Annotated in this window: 19 protein-coding genes; 10 read left to right on the top strand and 9 right to left on the bottom strand. The window is 56.5% G+C overall.

What is annotated here, in order from left to right; all coding sequences use genetic code 11:
* Positions 1–53 precede the first annotated feature (53 nt).
* From rph to hemW, 3 genes are read left to right on the top strand one after another with little or no spacing between them, the layout of a single operon-like run.
* On the top strand, positions 54–767 hold the full coding sequence (gene rph / locus DSM107133_RS00275) for a ribonuclease PH (protein ID WP_114291845.1): 714 nt from the start codon (positions 54–56) through the stop codon (positions 765–767).
* A complete protein-coding gene (rdgB, locus tag DSM107133_RS00270) occupies positions 764–1,375 on the top strand; it encodes an RdgB/HAM1 family non-canonical purine NTP pyrophosphatase (RefSeq protein ID WP_114291844.1) in 612 nt (203 codons plus the stop codon). Before rph ends, rdgB begins: the two co-directional genes overlap by 4 nt.
* Entirely contained in the window at positions 1,368–2,513 is a 1,146-nt protein-coding gene (gene hemW, locus DSM107133_RS00265) for a radical SAM family heme chaperone HemW (RefSeq protein ID WP_114291843.1), read from the top strand. The genes rdgB and hemW overlap by 8 nt, the downstream gene beginning before the upstream one ends.
* Here the strand turns inward: hemW and DSM107133_RS00260 are convergent.
* The 7 genes from DSM107133_RS00260 to DSM107133_RS00230 all read right to left on the bottom strand — a co-directional run bounded on the left by DSM107133_RS00260 (position 2,510) and on the right by DSM107133_RS00230 (position 9,869).
* Complete coding sequence (locus DSM107133_RS00260) at positions 2,510–3,403, bottom strand: ParB/RepB/Spo0J family partition protein (RefSeq protein ID WP_114291842.1); 894 nt, start codon at positions 3,401–3,403, stop codon at positions 2,510–2,512. The two genes, hemW and DSM107133_RS00260, sit on opposite strands and share 4 nt — an antisense overlap.
* A 1-nt stretch (position 3,404) precedes the next feature.
* A complete protein-coding gene (locus DSM107133_RS00255; RefSeq protein ID WP_114291841.1) occupies positions 3,405–4,220 on the bottom strand; it encodes an AAA family ATPase in 816 nt (271 codons plus the stop codon).
* Positions 4,213–4,830 (bottom strand): 16S rRNA (guanine(527)-N(7))-methyltransferase RsmG, encoded by a 618-nt coding sequence (gene rsmG / locus DSM107133_RS00250; protein ID WP_114291840.1) that lies wholly within the window; start codon positions 4,828–4,830, stop codon positions 4,213–4,215. Before rsmG ends, DSM107133_RS00255 begins: the two co-directional genes overlap by 8 nt.
* Entirely contained in the window at positions 4,827–6,686 is a 1,860-nt protein-coding gene (gene mnmG, locus DSM107133_RS00245) for a tRNA uridine-5-carboxymethylaminomethyl(34) synthesis enzyme MnmG (RefSeq protein WP_114291862.1), read from the bottom strand. The genes rsmG and mnmG overlap by 4 nt, the downstream gene beginning before the upstream one ends.
* 14 nt (positions 6,687–6,700) lie before the next feature.
* A complete protein-coding gene (mnmE, locus tag DSM107133_RS00240) occupies positions 6,701–7,981 on the bottom strand; it encodes a tRNA uridine-5-carboxymethylaminomethyl(34) synthesis GTPase MnmE (RefSeq protein ID WP_114291839.1) in 1,281 nt (426 codons plus the stop codon).
* An 18-nt stretch (positions 7,982–7,999) separates the two neighbouring features.
* Positions 8,000–9,298, bottom strand: coding sequence for a transcription termination factor Rho (rho, locus tag DSM107133_RS00235; protein ID WP_114291838.1), 1,299 nt, complete (start codon positions 9,296–9,298; stop codon positions 8,000–8,002).
* A gap of 121 nt (positions 9,299–9,419) precedes the next feature.
* The gene (locus DSM107133_RS00230) at positions 9,420–9,869 is read right to left on the bottom strand and encodes a CopD family protein (protein WP_114291837.1); all 450 of its coding nucleotides are present in this window, start codon (positions 9,867–9,869) and stop codon (positions 9,420–9,422) included.
* A 401-nt stretch (positions 9,870–10,270) separates the two neighbouring features.
* On the opposite strand from DSM107133_RS00230, the gene DSM107133_RS00225 reads away from it, so the two are divergent.
* Genes DSM107133_RS00225 through dnaQ form a run of 4 tightly spaced genes read left to right on the top strand, consistent with a single transcriptional unit; the run spans position 10,271 to position 12,969 of the window.
* Entirely contained in the window at positions 10,271–10,870 is a 600-nt protein-coding gene (locus tag DSM107133_RS00225; protein WP_114291836.1) for a nucleoside triphosphate pyrophosphatase, read from the top strand.
* Entirely contained in the window at positions 10,867–11,700 is an 834-nt protein-coding gene (locus DSM107133_RS00220; protein ID WP_114291835.1) for a shikimate dehydrogenase, read from the top strand. Before DSM107133_RS00225 ends, DSM107133_RS00220 begins: the two co-directional genes overlap by 4 nt.
* Positions 11,697–12,290: a dephospho-CoA kinase gene (coaE, locus tag DSM107133_RS00215; protein ID WP_114291834.1), complete on the top strand. Its 594-nt coding sequence runs from the start codon at positions 11,697–11,699 to the stop codon at positions 12,288–12,290. The genes DSM107133_RS00220 and coaE overlap by 4 nt, the downstream gene beginning before the upstream one ends.
* Positions 12,283–12,969, top strand: a complete 687-nt coding sequence (dnaQ, locus tag DSM107133_RS00210; RefSeq protein WP_114291833.1) for a DNA polymerase III subunit epsilon — start codon at positions 12,283–12,285, stop codon at positions 12,967–12,969. Before coaE ends, dnaQ begins: the two co-directional genes overlap by 8 nt.
* Before the next feature lie 31 nt (positions 12,970–13,000).
* Here the strand turns inward: dnaQ and secB are convergent, their stop codons facing one another.
* Positions 13,001–13,492 (bottom strand): protein-export chaperone SecB, encoded by a 492-nt coding sequence (gene secB, locus DSM107133_RS00205; RefSeq protein WP_114291832.1) that lies wholly within the window; start codon positions 13,490–13,492, stop codon positions 13,001–13,003.
* Between the two features lie 67 nt (positions 13,493–13,559).
* The gene (locus tag DSM107133_RS00200; RefSeq protein ID WP_114291831.1) at positions 13,560–14,039 is read right to left on the bottom strand and encodes an FxsA family protein; all 480 of its coding nucleotides are present in this window, start codon (positions 14,037–14,039) and stop codon (positions 13,560–13,562) included.
* A gap of 107 nt (positions 14,040–14,146) precedes the next feature.
* Between DSM107133_RS00200 and DSM107133_RS00195 the strand changes: the two genes are divergently transcribed.
* The 3 genes from DSM107133_RS00195 to DSM107133_RS00185 are packed head-to-tail and all read left to right on the top strand — an operon-like array spanning position 14,147 to position 16,421.
* Positions 14,147–14,803: a Tim44/TimA family putative adaptor protein gene (locus DSM107133_RS00195; protein WP_114291830.1), complete on the top strand. Its 657-nt coding sequence runs from the start codon at positions 14,147–14,149 to the stop codon at positions 14,801–14,803.
* 41 nt (positions 14,804–14,844) lie between these two features.
* Complete coding sequence (locus DSM107133_RS00190) at positions 14,845–15,837, top strand: MltA domain-containing protein (protein ID WP_114291861.1); 993 nt, start codon at positions 14,845–14,847, stop codon at positions 15,835–15,837.
* Positions 15,834–16,421, top strand: coding sequence for a Smr/MutS family protein (locus DSM107133_RS00185; protein WP_114291829.1), 588 nt, complete (start codon positions 15,834–15,836; stop codon positions 16,419–16,421). Before DSM107133_RS00190 ends, DSM107133_RS00185 begins: the two co-directional genes overlap by 4 nt.
* Positions 16,422–16,427 lie beyond the last annotated feature (6 nt).

Here is a 16,427-nt window from a genome sequence, read left to right as displayed (position 1 = left end):
CGCCGCAACCCCGCGGGGCGTTATCTCGGCCCCAACAGAGAAAAGGATGTATCATGCGACCCTCGGGAAGAAAACTGGACGAAATGCGCGCTGTTTCCATTGAAACAGGCTTTACCAAACACGCCGAAGGGTCCGCCTTGATCAAGATTGGTCACACACATGTGCTGTGTACCGCCACCATTGAAGACCGCGTGCCGCCGTTTATCAAGGGGTCAGGTCTGGGCTGGGTCACCGCCGAATACGGCATGTTGCCCCGCGCCACCAACACCCGCATGCGCCGCGAGGCTGCGATGGGCAAACAGGGTGGCCGCACCGTTGAAATCCAGCGTCTGATCGGCCGCTCGCTGCGCGCGGGCGTAGACCGCTCTGCCTTGGGCGAACGCCAGATCACCATTGACTGTGACGTACTGCAAGCCGATGGCGGTACCCGCTGTGCGTCGATCACCGGCGGTTGGGTCGCGCTGAAACTGGCGGTGAACAAGCTGATGAAAGCGGGTGATATCGTCTCTGACCCCTTGGTAGACCCTGTTGCGGCCGTCAGCTGCGGGATTTACGCGGGCCAGCCGGTTTTGGATCTGGACTATCCTGAAGACAGCGAAGCCGGTGTCGACGGCAACTTTATCCTGACAGGCACCGGGCGTTTGATCGAAATCCAGATGAGCGCCGAGGGCCAAACCTTTTCGCGCGATCAGATGAACCAGCTGATGGATCTGGCAGAGAAAGGCGTGTCCGAACTGGTCGCCGCACAAAAGGCAGCCACGGCATGACACGCAAATTCACCGGTGACCGGTTGTTGGTGGCGACGCATAACGCGGGCAAGCTGGAAGAAATGACAGCCTTGTTCCAGCCATTCGGCGTGCAGGTCATCGGTGCCGCCGAGATGAAGCTGGACGAACCGGAAGAAACCGAAACCACCTTTGTCGGAAACGCCCGGATCAAGGCGCACGCCGCGGCGCAGGCCACCGGCCTGCCTGCTTTGTCGGATGATTCCGGTATTCAGGTCGACGCATTGGACGGCGCCCCGGGCGTTTACACCGCGGATTGGGCCGAAACCCCCGATGGTCGCGACTTCCTGATGGCCATGACCAAAACCCGTAACCTGCTGGAGGAACGCAACGCGCCCGAACCGCGCACCGCGCGGTTTTGCTCGACGCTGGTGATGGCTTGGCCGGACGGCCATGACGAGGTCTTCGAGGGCACAGTTGAGGGCACATTGGTCTGGCCCATTCGCGGTGAACATGGTCACGGATATGACCCGATGTTCCAACCGGTTGGTCACGACGTCACCTTTGCAGAAATGACCGCCGACGCAAAGAACGAGATCAGCCATCGCGCCAATGCGTTCAAAAAATTGATCGACGGCTGCTTTGACTGAAGACTGGCAAAACGGCGGCTTTGGAATTTATATCCACTGGCCGTTTTGCGCAGCCAAATGCCCCTATTGCGACTTTAACAGCCATGTAGCCCGCACCATCGACCACGCCGCGTGGCGCGATGCCTATCTGGAAGAAATCCGCAAAGCCGCCGATCAAACACCCGGACGCATCGTGCATACCGTGTTTTTTGGCGGCGGCACCCCCAGCCTGATGGAGCCCTGGGTCGTCGCCGACATCATCGACGCCATTCGCAAACACTGGCCTACCGCAAACGACATGGAAATCACGCTGGAAGCCAACCCCGGTTCGGTCGAGGCGCAGCGGTTTGCCAATTTCCGGGCGGGGGGCGTGAACCGGATTTCGATGGGCATTCAGGCATTGAACGACGAAGACTTGCGGCGCCTGGGTCGTATCCATTCCGCTGACGAAGCCCGCGCCGCCTTTGACATCGCGCGCAAGACTTTTGATCGGGTCAGTTTTGATCTGATCTATGGACGGCAAAAGCAGACACTGAACGAATGGGAAGCCGAGCTGAAGCAGGCTCTGAACATGGCGATCGACCATTTGTCTTTATATCAGTTGACCATCGAACAAGGCACGGCTTTCGGCGACCGCTACAATGCGGGCAAACTCGCCGGACTACCGGACGAAGACCGCGCTGCCGATATGTTCACCCTGACCCGCGATATTTGTGCCGACTTTGGCATGCCTGCCTATGAGGTCAGCAATCATGCCCGCGACGGTGCGCAATCGCGTCACAATCTGATCTATTGGCGTTATGGTGATTATGTCGGCATCGGTCCCGGCGCGCACGGCCGCATCACCACCGACGGTCAACGCTTTGCCACCGAAGCCCCCAGCAATCCAAAACGCTGGCTGGAAAAGCTGCGGCAATTGCCAAACGTCGCCCTGACCGGTGAAGATCAGGCCAACGAATTTCTTTTGATGGGCCTGCGCCTGACCGATGGCGTGGATTTGGCGCGTTTTGAGGCACTTTCCGGGCGCTCTGTGGCCCCTGATACCCTGAAAAACCTCTCAGAGCTTGGTTTGCTCAATCAGAGAGGCCGAAATATTTCCGTTACAGAACAAGGTGTTAGCGTTTTGAACGGTGTTTTACGCGAATTGCTGGCAGATTAGCTTCCGCTTAGCAGCCGACACAATTCGTCCAAGTCATCCAGCGTTTTGTATGAAATCGAAAGCTGGCCGGACTCGGCGCCCGGTTTGTGTGACAGTTGAACCGGCATTCCCAACGCAGCCGACAAGTCACCTTCAAGCGCTTTGGTGTCCGCATCCTTTGCCGGATTTGATTTTTTGGTTTTGTCCTTGGGGGCAGCGTCATCGCCCCGTCCTTGCGTGGATTTAACCAGCGCTTCGGTCGCGCGAACGCTCAATCCCTCGGCAATCACTTTCAACGCCAAAGTCGAAGGATCATCAGCTGTAATCAAAGCGCGCGCGTGACCTGACGACAAATCACCCTTGCGCACCATTTCAACAACATCATCTGGCAACTGTAGCAAACGCAAAAGGTTGGCAATGTGGCTGCGGCTTTTCCCCAAGGCCTCGGCCATTTTTTCCTGCGTATGGCCAAACTTGTCCATCAACTGACGATAACCTGCCGCCTCTTCGATGGCGTTCAGATCCGCCCGCTGGATGTTCTCGATAATGGCGACTTCCAAAACTTCGGTGTCGTCAAAGTCGCGCACAATCACCGGAAGCTCATGCAGCTTGGCCATCTGCGCAGCGCGCCAGCGGCGTTCGCCCGCGACAATTTCGAAACCGCCGTCCTTTTCGCGCACAATCAACGGCTGAATCACACCCTTTTCCGCAATCGACGCGGCCAGGTCATCCAGATCATCCTGGGTAAAACGTTTGCGCGGCTGGTCCGGATTGGGCTTTACTTGCTCAATCGGAACTGTACGAACCCCCGACGCAACACTCTCTTGTGTCACCTGCTCGGCCTCGTTCACATCTGCCATCAACGCCGAAAGCCCACGGCCCAGACCACGTTTTTTATCCTTGGGTACCATATCAGGCCTCTACTTTCGTTTGTGCATTGTTGTGTAGGAATTCCTTAGCCAGCTGGCGATATGCCTTCGCACCGCGCGATGCAGGATCGTAGTTCAAAACCGGCATGGCAAACGACGGCGCTTCGGAAACTCTGACATTGCGGGGAATCACCGTCTTGAAGACGAGATCGCCCAAATTGTCGCGCGCATCCTGTTCGACCTGCAAACTCAGGTTATTCCGCTGGTCGTACATTGTCAGAACGACCCCCTCGATCCGCAAATCCTTGTTCCCGGACTGCCGAACTTCGCGAATTGTCAGCATCAATTGCGACAATCCTTCGAGGGCAAAAAATTCTGACTGCAACGGCACAAGCACCGAATGCGATGCTATCATTGCGTTTACGGTCAACAGGTTCAACGACGGTGGACAGTCAATTAGGACATAATCAAAGGCAAAAGCGTCCATCTGAATCTGACGCAAGGCGTCATGCAAAAGGAAACTGCGCTTCTCATTTGAAATCAACTCAAGATCCGCGGAACTCAGATCAACTGTTGCCGGAATAATCGACAGGTTTTCGAATGCGGTAGCCAGAATCGTTGCTTCCAGATCAACATCTTCCAGCAGCAATTCATATGTCGTCAAAACCCGGTCATCAACTTCAATCCCCAGCCCGGTTGATGCGTTCCCTTGCGGATCAAGGTCGACAAGCAACACCTTCCGGCCCAGTTCAGCCAGAGCAGCAGCCAAATTGATCGAGGTGGTCGTTTTGCCAACCCCACCCTTCTGGTTGGCGATCGCCACGATTTTGGGTCCTATGGGACGTGTTGGGTCAACCACGCTTCAACTCCTTGACCTGCAAAACAGCCGCTTGAGCGTCCGTATGACTTGTGTGCGCTTTATAGTCGAATGTCCACGTTTTCTGCGCTTCTTCAAGTTCTGTCTGCCAAATTTCACCCTTGGGAAACAACGCTTGCCCGCCTGGTGTCATGTGTTGTGCCACGAACTCGAATAAATCCGTCAAGCGCGACAAAGCCCGCGCGGAAATGATGTCAGCGCCTAAGGAATCAAGCGATTCCACCCTTTTGGCCACCACAGTCGCATTCAGATCCAATTCCCGCAAAGCCGTGCGCAGAAAGGTCGCCTTACGCTGATCGCTCTCAACCAATGTAAAGCGTGTTTCAGCGTTGGTATTTTTGGCAAATATTGCGCAAATAATTGCCGGGAATCCGCCCCCGCTGCCAAAGTCTGCCCAATGTGCCGCCTTCGGTGCAATCTGCCAAACTTGAGCTGAATCCCAAATGTGCCTGTTCCACAGCTCTGGCGCGCTGGAGCGCGAAACCAAATTGATCTTGGCATTCCACCTTAGAAACAGTGCATGAAACTTCTCGAGGTCTTCCAATGTTTCACGTGAAACAATCTCATCAAGCCAATCCGGTACTATTGTCATGCTGATCTTTTCTGATGCTGGCGAAGCTTGGCCAACAACAACGCAAGAGCCGCCGGGGTCATCCCTTCTACGCGTGCTGCCTGGGCCAGATTACCCGGTTGAATCTTTTCCAGCTTTGCCGCCAACTCGTTGGAAAGGCCGCTAATCCCGGCATATTTGAAGTCCGCTGGAATTTTCTGAGCCTCATCCTTTTGAAGGCGATCAATGTCTTTCTGTTGGCGATCAACATAGTTCGCATACAACGCATCGCGCGACAATTGCGTTTGAATGGGTCCCTCAATAACACCAAGATCAGCCTGCAAACGCACAACGTCATCAAAACCAACGTCAGGAAAGGACAACAGCTGGTACGGCGTTCTGCGCACGCCGTCCTCTTTCACTGCGATTCCTGCGCTGTTGATCTGCTTCGGCGTATATGAATCTCGTTGCAAAGCCTGATATCCGGCCTCAAGAGCATTCCGTTTGATTTCAAACTGCTCGCGACGGCGCGCGGAAACAACACCCAGGTCTATCGCCAGCGGAGTCAAACGTTGGTCAGCGTTGTCAGCACGCAAGGAAAGGCGAAACTCGGCACGCGAAGTAAACATACGATAGGGTTCGGTCACACCTCGGGTTGTAAGATCATCGATCATGACACCAATATAGCTGTTTGCGCGACCGAAGTGCACCGGATCGCGCCCCTGCGCCAGACATGCTGCGTTAAGCCCGGCCACCAAACCCTGCGCCGCCGCCTCTTCGTAGCCTGTTGTGCCGTTGATCTGCCCTGCCAGGAAAAGATGTGTGGTTGCGCGCAGTTGCAACGTCGCATCAAGCGCGCGCGGATCGACATAGTCATATTCGATCGCGTAGCCAGGCTGCAATATATCGGCCTGTTCCAGTCCAAGTATGGAATGGATATATGCTTCTTGCACATCGACAGGCAATGAGGTCGAAATCCCGTTAGGGTAAACCGTGTTCCCGCTCAGACTTTCTGGCTCCAGAAACACCTGATGAGATGTTTTGTCGGCAAAGCGGACAACTTTATCTTCGATAGAAGGGCAATAGCGTGGCCCCTTTCCGTCGATATGACCGCCGTACATCGCAGACCGCGACAGATTCCTGGTAATGATGTCATGAGTTTGCTCATTCGTATGGGTAATCCCGCAGGACACCTGACGCGCGGACAATCTTGTTGTTTCGAACGAGAAAAATGCGGGGTCTTCGTCACCCTGTTGTTCTTCCAGAATGTCCCAGTTGATCGTGCGTGTATCCAGACGTGGCGGTGTACCTGTTTTCAATCGGCCCAACGGAAGTCCAAAAGCGTCGATCCTCTCTGCCAAACGGACAGATGCTTTGTCACCCATTCGGCCGCCAGATCGTCTTTCGTCGCCAATATGGATGATACCGCGCAAAAATGTGCCCGTCGTCAAGACTACCACGGTGGACTCTACAAGTGTGCCGTCTGCCAGTTCCACCCCGGTGACACGCTGACCGGACATTTTGAGATCGACAACCTCGCCTTCAACAATGGTCAAATTCGTCTGCAACATTGTAGCGGCCAGCATTTCGCGTTGATAGATCTCCCGATCCGCTTGCGCACGCGGGCCCTGAACAGCCGGGCCCTTGCGCCGATTGAGCAAGCGAAACTGGATACCCGCTTTGTCCGCAACCTTGCCCATAACGCCATCCATAGCGTCGATTTCACGCACAAGATGCCCCTTGCCCAAGCCACCAATCGCGGGATTGCAGGACATTACGCCAATTCCAGACAGGTTCATGGTCACGAGCGCCGTATTGGCACCCATGCGTGCAGCCGCATGGGCAGCTTCCGCGCCCGCGTGACCGCCACCAATAACCACAACGTCAAAATGTTTCACGTGAAACACTCCTGTCATTTGCCCAAACAAAAACTGGAAAAGATCTCATCCAGTAGATTCTCTACGTCGATACGTCCAACAAGAAACTCAAGACTTCGAATCGCTGTGCGAAGTTCCTCTGCTGCAAAATCATATACCTCTGGTCCCTGATTGACGAGGCGCGACGCATGCTCCAATGCCGCGACGGCGGATTGCAGCGAGGTGCGGTGACGCACGCGCGACGTCAGGCCGGCCTGTGCGACCATTCCGGAAAAGACTGCCTTCACATCCTGAACAAGAACAGTCAAACCCGCGCCGGTGATACCGGAAACACCTGTCCCATCGCTGCGCAAATCCGCTTTTGGCGCCACGACAATATCGTGCGGTGAGGGCGTAAGAGGCAATTCGGTTACATCATCCGTCAGGAACACGCGCAGGTCCGCTTTACTGGCACGTGCAATCGCCCGTTCAATCCCGATTGCTTCCACATGATCGTCGCTTTCGCGCAGGCCTGCGGTATCAAGGAACGTGACCGGCAATCCATCCAGATCCATCCGCACTTCGATAACATCGCGGGTGGTGCCCGCATATTCTGACGTAATCGCTGCATCACGTCCAGCTAACGCATTGAGAAGAGTTGATTTTCCGGCATTCGGCAGCCCAACAATCGCCACCTCGAACCCGACGCGCACACGTTCACCTATATAAGATCGAGACACCTCGTCAGAAACCTGCGCAATCACATCTGCCAACAGTCCGGTAACCTCGGGCGCAACATCGACAGGCACATCCTCGTCCGCGAAATCAATTGTCACCTCAAGCAATGACGCCGCATGTATCAATCGCGCGCGCCACTCTTCGACCACATTGCTTAACGCCCCTTCGACCGTTTGCATGGCCTGGGCGCGCTGGAATTCGGTTTCGGCATCTATCAGATCGGCCAGACCTTCGACTTGCGCCAGATCCATCTTGCCGTTTTCCAAAGCCCGGCGGGTGAATTCACCCGGTTCGGCCAGACGCACACCATCGAAATCACCCAAGGCGGTCAGCACCCTTTGAATGATCGCAATGCTGCCGTGCAGATGCAATTCGATCACATCCTCGCCGGTGAAACTGTGTGGCGCAGCAAAAGTCAGCACCAGCGCACGATCCAACAGCTCGCCGCCGGATCGCAGAGCGCGAACAGCAAAGCTTCCCGCATCGGGAAGGCTCTCGCACAACAAGCGGCCGACGTTATGCGCTGACGGTCCCGACACGCGCACAACGGCCACGCCTGCGCGGCCCTGCGCCGTCGCAAGGGCGAAAATCGTATCCATCGGTCACGCCCCCAAGGGTCAGGTGTTCATGGAATCGAAGAAATCCGAATTTGTCTTGGTCTGCTTCAACTTCGAAATCAGGAATTCGATGGCGTCGGTGGTGCCCATCGGATTCAGAATGCGGCGCAGGACAAAGGTTTTGGCCAGATCGATTTTGTCGACCAACAGCTCTTCTTTCCGGGTGCCGGATTTCAGGATGTCGATGGCCGGGAACACGCGTTTGTCCGCGATCTTGCGATCCAGCACAATTTCCGAGTTACCGGTGCCTTTGAACTCTTCAAAAATCACCTCGTCCATGCGGCTGCCGGTGTCGATCAGCGCAGTCGCGATGATGGTCAGGCTGCCGCCCTCTTCGATGTTCCGTGCAGCACCGAAGAAACGCTTCGGGCGTTGCAGGGCATTTGCATCCACACCACCGGTCAGAACCTTGCCCGACGACGGCACGACGGTGTTGAACGCGCGGCCCAGACGGGTGATCGAATCCAGCAGGATCACCACGTCGCGTTTGTGCTCGACCAGACGCTTGGCCTTTTCGATGACCATTTCCGACACGGCGACGTGGCGCGTTGCGGGTTCGTCAAAGGTCGAGCTGATAACCTCGCCCTTGACCGAACGCTGCATGTCGGTGACCTCTTCAGGCCGCTCGTCGATCAGCAGAACAATCAGGTAGCATTCAGGGTGGTTGCGTTCGATGCTGTTGGCGATGTTTTGCAACAGAACCGTTTTACCGGTGCGCGGCGGCGCCACGATCAGCGACCGCTGGCCTTTGCCGATGGGCGACACCAGGTCGATGATCCGCGCCGACCGGTCCTTGGTCGCGGGTTCGTCGGTTTCCATGGTCAGGCGCTCGTCGGGGTACAGCGGCGTCAGGTTGTCAAAGGCGATCTTGTGACGGGCCTTTTCGGGATCTTCGAAGTTGATGTTCGCCACATCTGTCAACGCGAAATAGCGTTCATCATTGTCCGGCGCGCGAATACCGCCGTCGATGGTGTCGCCGGTGCGCAGCGAATATTTGCGGATCATCTCGGGCGACACATAGATGTCGTCGGGACCGGACAGATAGTTAGCCTCGGGCGAGCGCAGGAAACCGAAACCGTCTTGCAGCACTTCCAGCACGCCGTCGCCGGAGACATCCCAGCCTTCATCGGCGCGTTCGCGCAGGATCTGGAACATCATTTCGCCCTTGCGCATGGTCGAGGCGTTCTCGATCTCAAGCTCTTCGGCCATCGCCAGCAGATCTTTGGGGCTGTTGGCCTTCAACTCGGCCAACGTCAGGCATTCAACTGTTTCAGTTGCTTCGATTGTTTCAGTTGTCATGCAAACACGTCGCAGCCGGCGCAAACCTGGCTGTCCCAAATCAAAAATATATCGCTAGATGCGGTCCCCGAACGGGGTGCTTACGCTCAGATAGGCAAAAGCGGTGCCGGAGTCAATAAAATCAGAACTTCACGACCACAGACAGTACAATAACGATCATCAGCAGCGTTGGCAGCTCGTTCATCATGCGATAGGTGCGGCCGGTTTTCAGCCCCTCGCCCGCGACAAAGTTCTTGCGTTGGCGTGCCAGCCACATGTGAAACCCTGTCATTGCCAGAACCGACAGCCCTTTGGTCCACGGCCAGACCATATCCCAGCCGACGATCCCCGGTGTCATCACCAGCAGCAGGCCAAAGAGCCAGGTCGAGATCATTGCGGGGTTCATGATCACCCGCAGCAATTTTTCTTCCATCATCAGGAACAGGTCATGGCTGGGCCCGCTCAGGCCGGCTGTTTCGACGTGATGCACGAACAGACGCGGCAGATAGAACAACCCAGCCATCCACGCGATCACTGACATGATGTGCAACGCTTTGATGTAGGGATACCAGTTGCTCAGAATGTCGATCATGGGGCCCCCTGCTCTTGGTCTCTTACTAATAATAAATAGAAGAGAAAAGAAAGGTTGATGATTAAGTAGGGGCTTTGAAATCTGTGGATTAATGGTTCGTACACCGGGTTATGCACAGTGGGAAAACTTTACCCTGAATTTGCCACCAAAGCAGAATGGAAAAATAATCATTTAATTTCAAATGATTAAACCTGATAATTTCACTACGGTGTGTGGATAACTTTGTGGAGACTGTAACAATAACATCTTCGCCAACAGGTGCTGTCTTATCCTTGTGCATGGGGGTACAACGGCGGTGAAGCCGGGCAAAAAGCCGGCGAAATTCGGGATTGAACCCGCTGCGCAGAATTCCCACAAAAGGACCAACGCGCTGCACATGGTTTTCGCACAAGGTTATCCACATGCCACAGTCCATCATCCTTGCCTCTGGGTCGTCCATTCGGGCGGAAATGCTGACACAGGCAGGTGTCGCCTTTGAGGTCATGAAACCACGCGTTGATGAAGAAAGTGTTAAGGCGGGAATGCTGGCCGAACAGGCCAGGCCGCGCGACATTGCGGATACTCTGGCCGAGATCAAAGCACGCAAGATCAGCGACAAGATGCCGGGTACATTTGTGTTGGGCTGCGATCAGGTGCTGGACCACCGTGGCACGTTGCTGTCGAAACCGGAAACGCCCGAACAGGCCGTGGCACAGTTGACCACCCTGCGCGGCGATACACACAGCTTGTTGTCGGCTGCGGTGATCTGTGAGAACGGCGAACCGATTTGGCGCCACATCGGACAGGTGCGCGTGCGTATGCGCGAAGCGTCGGATGCCTATGTACATGACTATGTTGACCGCAACTGGGACAGCATCCGCCACAGCGTCGGCGGCTATAAGATAGAAGAAGAAGGGGTGCGGTTGATGGCCAGCATCGAAGGGGATTACTTTAGCGTGCTGGGTATGCCACTTTTACAGCTTCTGGCCTTTCTCACAGTCCGAGGAGTTCTTCAGGCGTGACTGATACGAAAATTCCACTGGCAGGCGTGATCGGCGCGCCTGTTGCCCATTCCAAATCACCACAGTTGCAGCACCACTGGCTGAAAACTTTGGGGCTGAAGGGGTATTACATCCCCTTGCATGTCGAGCCGGAAAATCTGGAACAGGTTTTGCGCACCCTTCCCGGCATGGGCTTTGTCGGGGTAAACATCACCATTCCCCACAAAGAAGCCGTGATGCAGATTGCCGATCTGGTGACCGATCGCGCAACGCTGATTGGCGCGGCGAACACGATTATCTTTCGCAAAGACGGTAAGATTCAGGCCGACAATACAGACGGTTACGGGTTTCTGGAAAACCTGAAGTCCGGCGCGCCGGGTTGGGTGCCGCAATCTGGCCCGGCCGCTGTTCTGGGGGCGGGCGGTGCTGCGCGCGCGGTTGTGGCGTCGCTGCTGGACGCAGGGGTGCCTGAAATCATGCTGACCAACCGCACCCGTGTGCGGGCGGAACGGCTGGCGTCCGACTTTGGCAGCCGGGTGCAGGTTTATGACTGGGTGCAGGCCGGTAATATGCTGGACGATGCGGTGTTGACGGTGAACACCACTTCGCTTGGCATGATCGGAAAATCGGAACTGCGGGTTCCGCTGGACGGGTTGCGGCGCGGCACGGTGGTGACTGATCTGGTTTATACACCGCTCAAGACCAGGCTGCTGGTCACTGCTGAAGAGCAGGGCTGTGTGGTGGTGGATGGTTTGGGCATGCTCTTGCATCAGGCTGTGCCGGGCTTCGAACGCTGGTTCGGACAGCGTCCGGTTGTCGACAGCGCAGCGCGCGCGGCGGCCTTGCGATGAGCTTTCGTTTGGGGCTGACCGGGTCGATTGGCATGGGCAAATCGACCACCGCGAAATTGTTCGCCGAGGCAGGCTGTGACGTTTGGGATGCCGATGCCGCCGTGCACCGGATCTATGCCAAAGGCGGCAGCGCGGTTGAGCCGATGCGCGCGCTGGAACCGCGCGCGGTGATCGACAATGCCGTGTCGCGTCCGTCACTGCGTGCGTTGATCGCCGAGGATCCGGGATTGCTGGTGCGGATCGAGAAAATCGTGCATCCGCTGGTGGGAAAAGACCGGCAGGAATTCATCGACGCGGCGCAATCCGACATATTGGTGTTCGACATCCCCCTGCTGTTTGAAACCGGCGGGAACAAGGCGATGGATGCCGTTGTATGTGTCTCTGTTCCAGCTGAAATACAGCAAAAACGGGTTCTGGACCGTGGCACTATGACCTTGTCCCAGTTCGAGCAGATCAAGGCAAAACAAATGCCCAACGATGACAAGGTCGCGCGGGCCGACTATGTCGTCATCACCGATACGATGGATCACGCCCGCGCGCAGGTGCAGGCCATCGTGCAGACAATCAAGGCAGGTTTACAAGATGCGTGAGATCGTTCTGGACACTGAAACCACCGGCTTTGATCCGTTCAGCGGAGATCGCATCGTCGAGATCGGCGCGGTCGAGCTGATGGGACATATGGCAACAGGCAAGACCTATCACCAATACATCAACCCCGAACGCTCGATGCCCGACGAGGCATTTCAGGTGCACGGGTTGGGGGATGATTTCCTGCGTGACAAGCCCAAGTTTGCGGCCGTCGGTCAGGCATTCCTGGACTTTATCGGCGATGCCAAGCTGGTGATCCACAACGCGGCCTTTGACATGAAGTTTTTGAACGCCGAGCTGCAATGGATGAACCTGCCCCAAATCCCCTATGACCGCGCCATCGACACGCTGGAAATCGCGCGCAAACGCTTTCCCGGCTCGCCCGCGTCGCTTGATGCGCTGTGTCGCCGTTTTGGCATCAACAACGATGCGCGAACCCTGCACGGCGCCTTGCTGGACAGTGAAATTCTGGCCGAGGTTTATCTGGAGCTGATCGGCGGGCGGCAACCTGATTTCGGGCTGTCCGCAAGCGGTTCGCAAAAAACGCAAACCGATGTGCCCGACTGGACACCCAAGCCGCGCCCCGCCGCGCTGCCGTCTCGGATTACAGAGGAAGAAGCACGGGCGCACGCTACATTTGTCGAGAAAATGGGTGACGCAGCTTTATGGGCGAAACGCTGAAGGCCGCAATCGGCCCTCAGCGTTTATCAGATCAAGCGTCGGCTTTGGGCGGGTTTTCCGCCTGACGACGCGCGATTTCATTGCGATACATGGCAATAAAATCAATGTTTTCCAGGTTCAGCGGCGGGAAACCACCGTCGCGGGTGATGTCGCTGACCACGCGGCGCAGGAATGGGAAAATCATGCGCGGGCATTCGATCAGAAGAAACGGATGCATCTGGTCTTCGGGCACGTTTTCGATGTGGAAAATACCGACATAGTCGATTTCCAGAACGAACAGCGTGGCGTCACCGTCTTTGGCTTTGGATGTGACGTTCAGCTTGATGGCAGATTCATACTGGTTCTCTGCGGTACGCTTTTTGGCATCAAGGTTGACTTGAACCTGCACGTCGGGTTGCACATCCTGTGGTGCGCCTTTTTGCGCCATGATGTTTTCAAACGAGATATCCCGAATGAATTGGCCCAATATGCGCATCTGCGGTTGCGCCGGTTGCTGCGGTGCCTGACCGTCTGTTTCAGCCATTGAATTCTCCTGTTGAATAACTTTTTCCCGCAATAGCAGGTTGCCGGTCGGTGCTCAATGCCATGCCTTACGGCTTGGTCCAGCCCGATGGCCCCTTGGGTTCTTGCCGGTCGGGGGTAACGTCCTGATAATCGGCATCAATCACATCGGGGCGCTGGGCTTGGCGCTGCGCATGTTGCGGGCCGGTGGCAAACCCCGAAACGGTGATCCGGCTACGCATGGCCTGAAACATCCACGACCGCACTTGCGGGATCATCAGCGAAAAGCCCACGGCGTCGGTAAAGAACCCCGGTGTCAGCAACAATGCGCCTGCAAACAGGATCATCGCCCCATGCACCAGCGGTTCGGTCGGGTCATTCAGCTCGTTCACCGAGGTGCGCAGTTTTTCAAGAGTACGCATACCTTGTTGACGCAGCAGATAGGTGCCCAGAATGGCGGTGGCGATGACAATAAACAGGGTCCAGCCCAGCCCGATGACACCACCGATCTGAATAAAAAGCGTAATCTCGATCAATGGCACGGCGAGAAATGCCAAAAACAACCACATACAAACGATCCTTTCCTGTGGGCGCGGTGGACTTGGTGCGCCTCAGCACCTACATAATGCTCAACAACGCGGGTTACCACTTTTCCGCCTGAAAGAGGTTATTTTCAATGCAAACGCCCCTAATCCAATTGTTGGTTCTGGCTGGCATCGCCATTTTTCTGATTCTGCGTCTGAAAAGTGTCCTGGGCACCCGTGACGGCTTTGAAAAGCCGCCGGTGAGCAAACAGGCGACAGATGCGACGCGCCCGGAATTCGCCGTGATCGAAGGTGGTCCCGATCTGGACATCACCGATCACGTTCCCGAAGACAGTGACGACGCCAAAGCGCTGGCCGGTATGAAACGGGTCGAACCGTCGTTCAACGTGTCGGATTTCCTCGGCGGCGCGCGCGGTGCCTATGAAATGATCGTTCTGGGCTATGAAAAGGGCGAGCTGGCGCAGATCCAGCCGTTCCTGTCCGAAGAGATCTATGAAAGCTTTGTCGACGGCGTGGCCGCGCGCGAAGATCAGGGGCTGACCATCGATGTCAACTTTATCGGCATCAGCGAGGTCAAGCTGACCGAAGCCACCTTTGACTCTGCAACAAACGAGGCTGAATTGACCATACGTTTCGTCGCCGAACTGACCTCTGCCGTGCGTGACAAGGGCGGCGATATCGTTGAGGGCAGCACAACCGAAATCAAACGCCAGAAAGACACATGGTCTTTTGCGCGGACCATGGGTTCGGATGATCCAAATTGGCTGCTGGTTTCCACAGACGCGTGATCTGGCGGTGGGTTGTCGCCAGCATCCTTACGGGGGCGGCGATGACACAACCGGTTCAGTCAGAAACACGGGTGCAGGTCGTTGGTTTTGACCAGCTGCAAGGCTGGGCGACCGATGACCACGCCACGGCTTTGGCCGTATTCAAAAACACCTGTCAGGATTTGAAAGACCCGGACTGGCGCGCCCTGTGCGCCTTTGCCTCTCAAAATCCCGAGCCGCGCGCTTTCTTCGAACTGCTGTTCCGTCCCGTGCTGATCGAAGATGGCAATGATGGCTTGTTTACCGGCTATTTCGAACCGGAACTGGATGGATCGCGCCATCAAACGCCGCGCTTTCGCTTTCCTGTCTATTCCATGCCACCCGAAGCCCGCGTGAACCGTCCATGGCTGACCAGACGCGACATTCTGGACGGCGACACAATGTCAGGGCGCGGGTTAGAGATCGCCTGGGTTGATGACCCGGTCGAGTTGTTCTTTCTGCAAATTCAGGGCTCTGGCCGTATCCGCCTGCCGGATGGTTCTTTTCTGCGGGTCGGCTACGAAGGCTCGAATGGCCGTGATTACAGTTCCATCGGGGCCGAACTGGTGCGACGCGGCACCTATAACGCCCATCAGGTCAGCGCAGATGTGATCAAGAACTGGGTGCGCCGCAATCCCGATGACGGGCGCGAACTGTTGTACCACAATGATTCATATGTGTTTTTCCGTGAAGTCAGCGAAGTGCCTGCCGACCGTGGCCCGCTGGGTGCGATGAACAGGTCGATTACCACGATGCGGTCGATCGCGGTTGATCCGTCCTTTGTGCCGTTGGGTGCGCCGGTGTGGATTGAAAAGGATGGTGCGCTTCCACTGCGCCGCCTGATGATCGCGCAAGATACCGGATCGGCGATCAAGGGCGCGCAGCGCGCCGATGTGTTCTTTGGTACCGGTGACAAGGCAGGGCGCGCGGCAGGCAAGCTGCGTGATCCGGGACGGATGTATGTGCTGCTGCCCATCCAGCGCGCCTATGCCATGCTGCCTGAAAGCGCGATATGACACGGCGACGGTTGAAACCCGACGAGCTTGAGTTGTGGCGCAAGGTCACCGAAAAAGCCGAGCGACTGGACACAGGTGCCGCGATGAAGCAGGCGCTTGAGGTCACGCGAGTCGATCCGCCGCAGCCGCGTGTTGCGCCAAGGTTTGAAACGGTGCCCAAACCTGCATTCAACAGCCAACCCGTCATCACCCGCGATGTGTTGCGCCCGGTGGCCGAACGTCTGTCGCAGGCACAGGTGCGGATGGACCGCAAAGCCTTTGACCAGATGAAGCGGGGCAAGCTGAAGCCAGAGGGGCGCATCGACCTGCATGGTATGACGCTGGATCACGCGCATCCGGCGCTGACACGGTTCATTCTGTCTTCGCAGGCATCGGGCAAACGGCTGGTTCTGGTAATCACCGGCAAGGGCAAGGCCCGCGACGAGGGTGGGCCGATCCCTGTGCGCTTTGGCGTATTGCGCCATCAGGTGCCGCAATGGCTGTCCATGGCCCCCCTGGCACAGGCGGTTTTGCAGATTACCCCGGCCAACATACGCCACGGGGGCACGGGGGCCTATTACGTTTACCTGCGCAAGCGGCGCTAGGGTCTG

The organism is Pseudosulfitobacter sp. DSM 107133, assembly GCF_022788695.1.
Classification (GTDB): domain Bacteria; phylum Pseudomonadota; class Alphaproteobacteria; order Rhodobacterales; family Rhodobacteraceae; genus Pseudosulfitobacter.
Note: the sequence above shows the minus strand (reverse complement) of the source record. Positions and strands in the feature narration are given on the sequence as shown.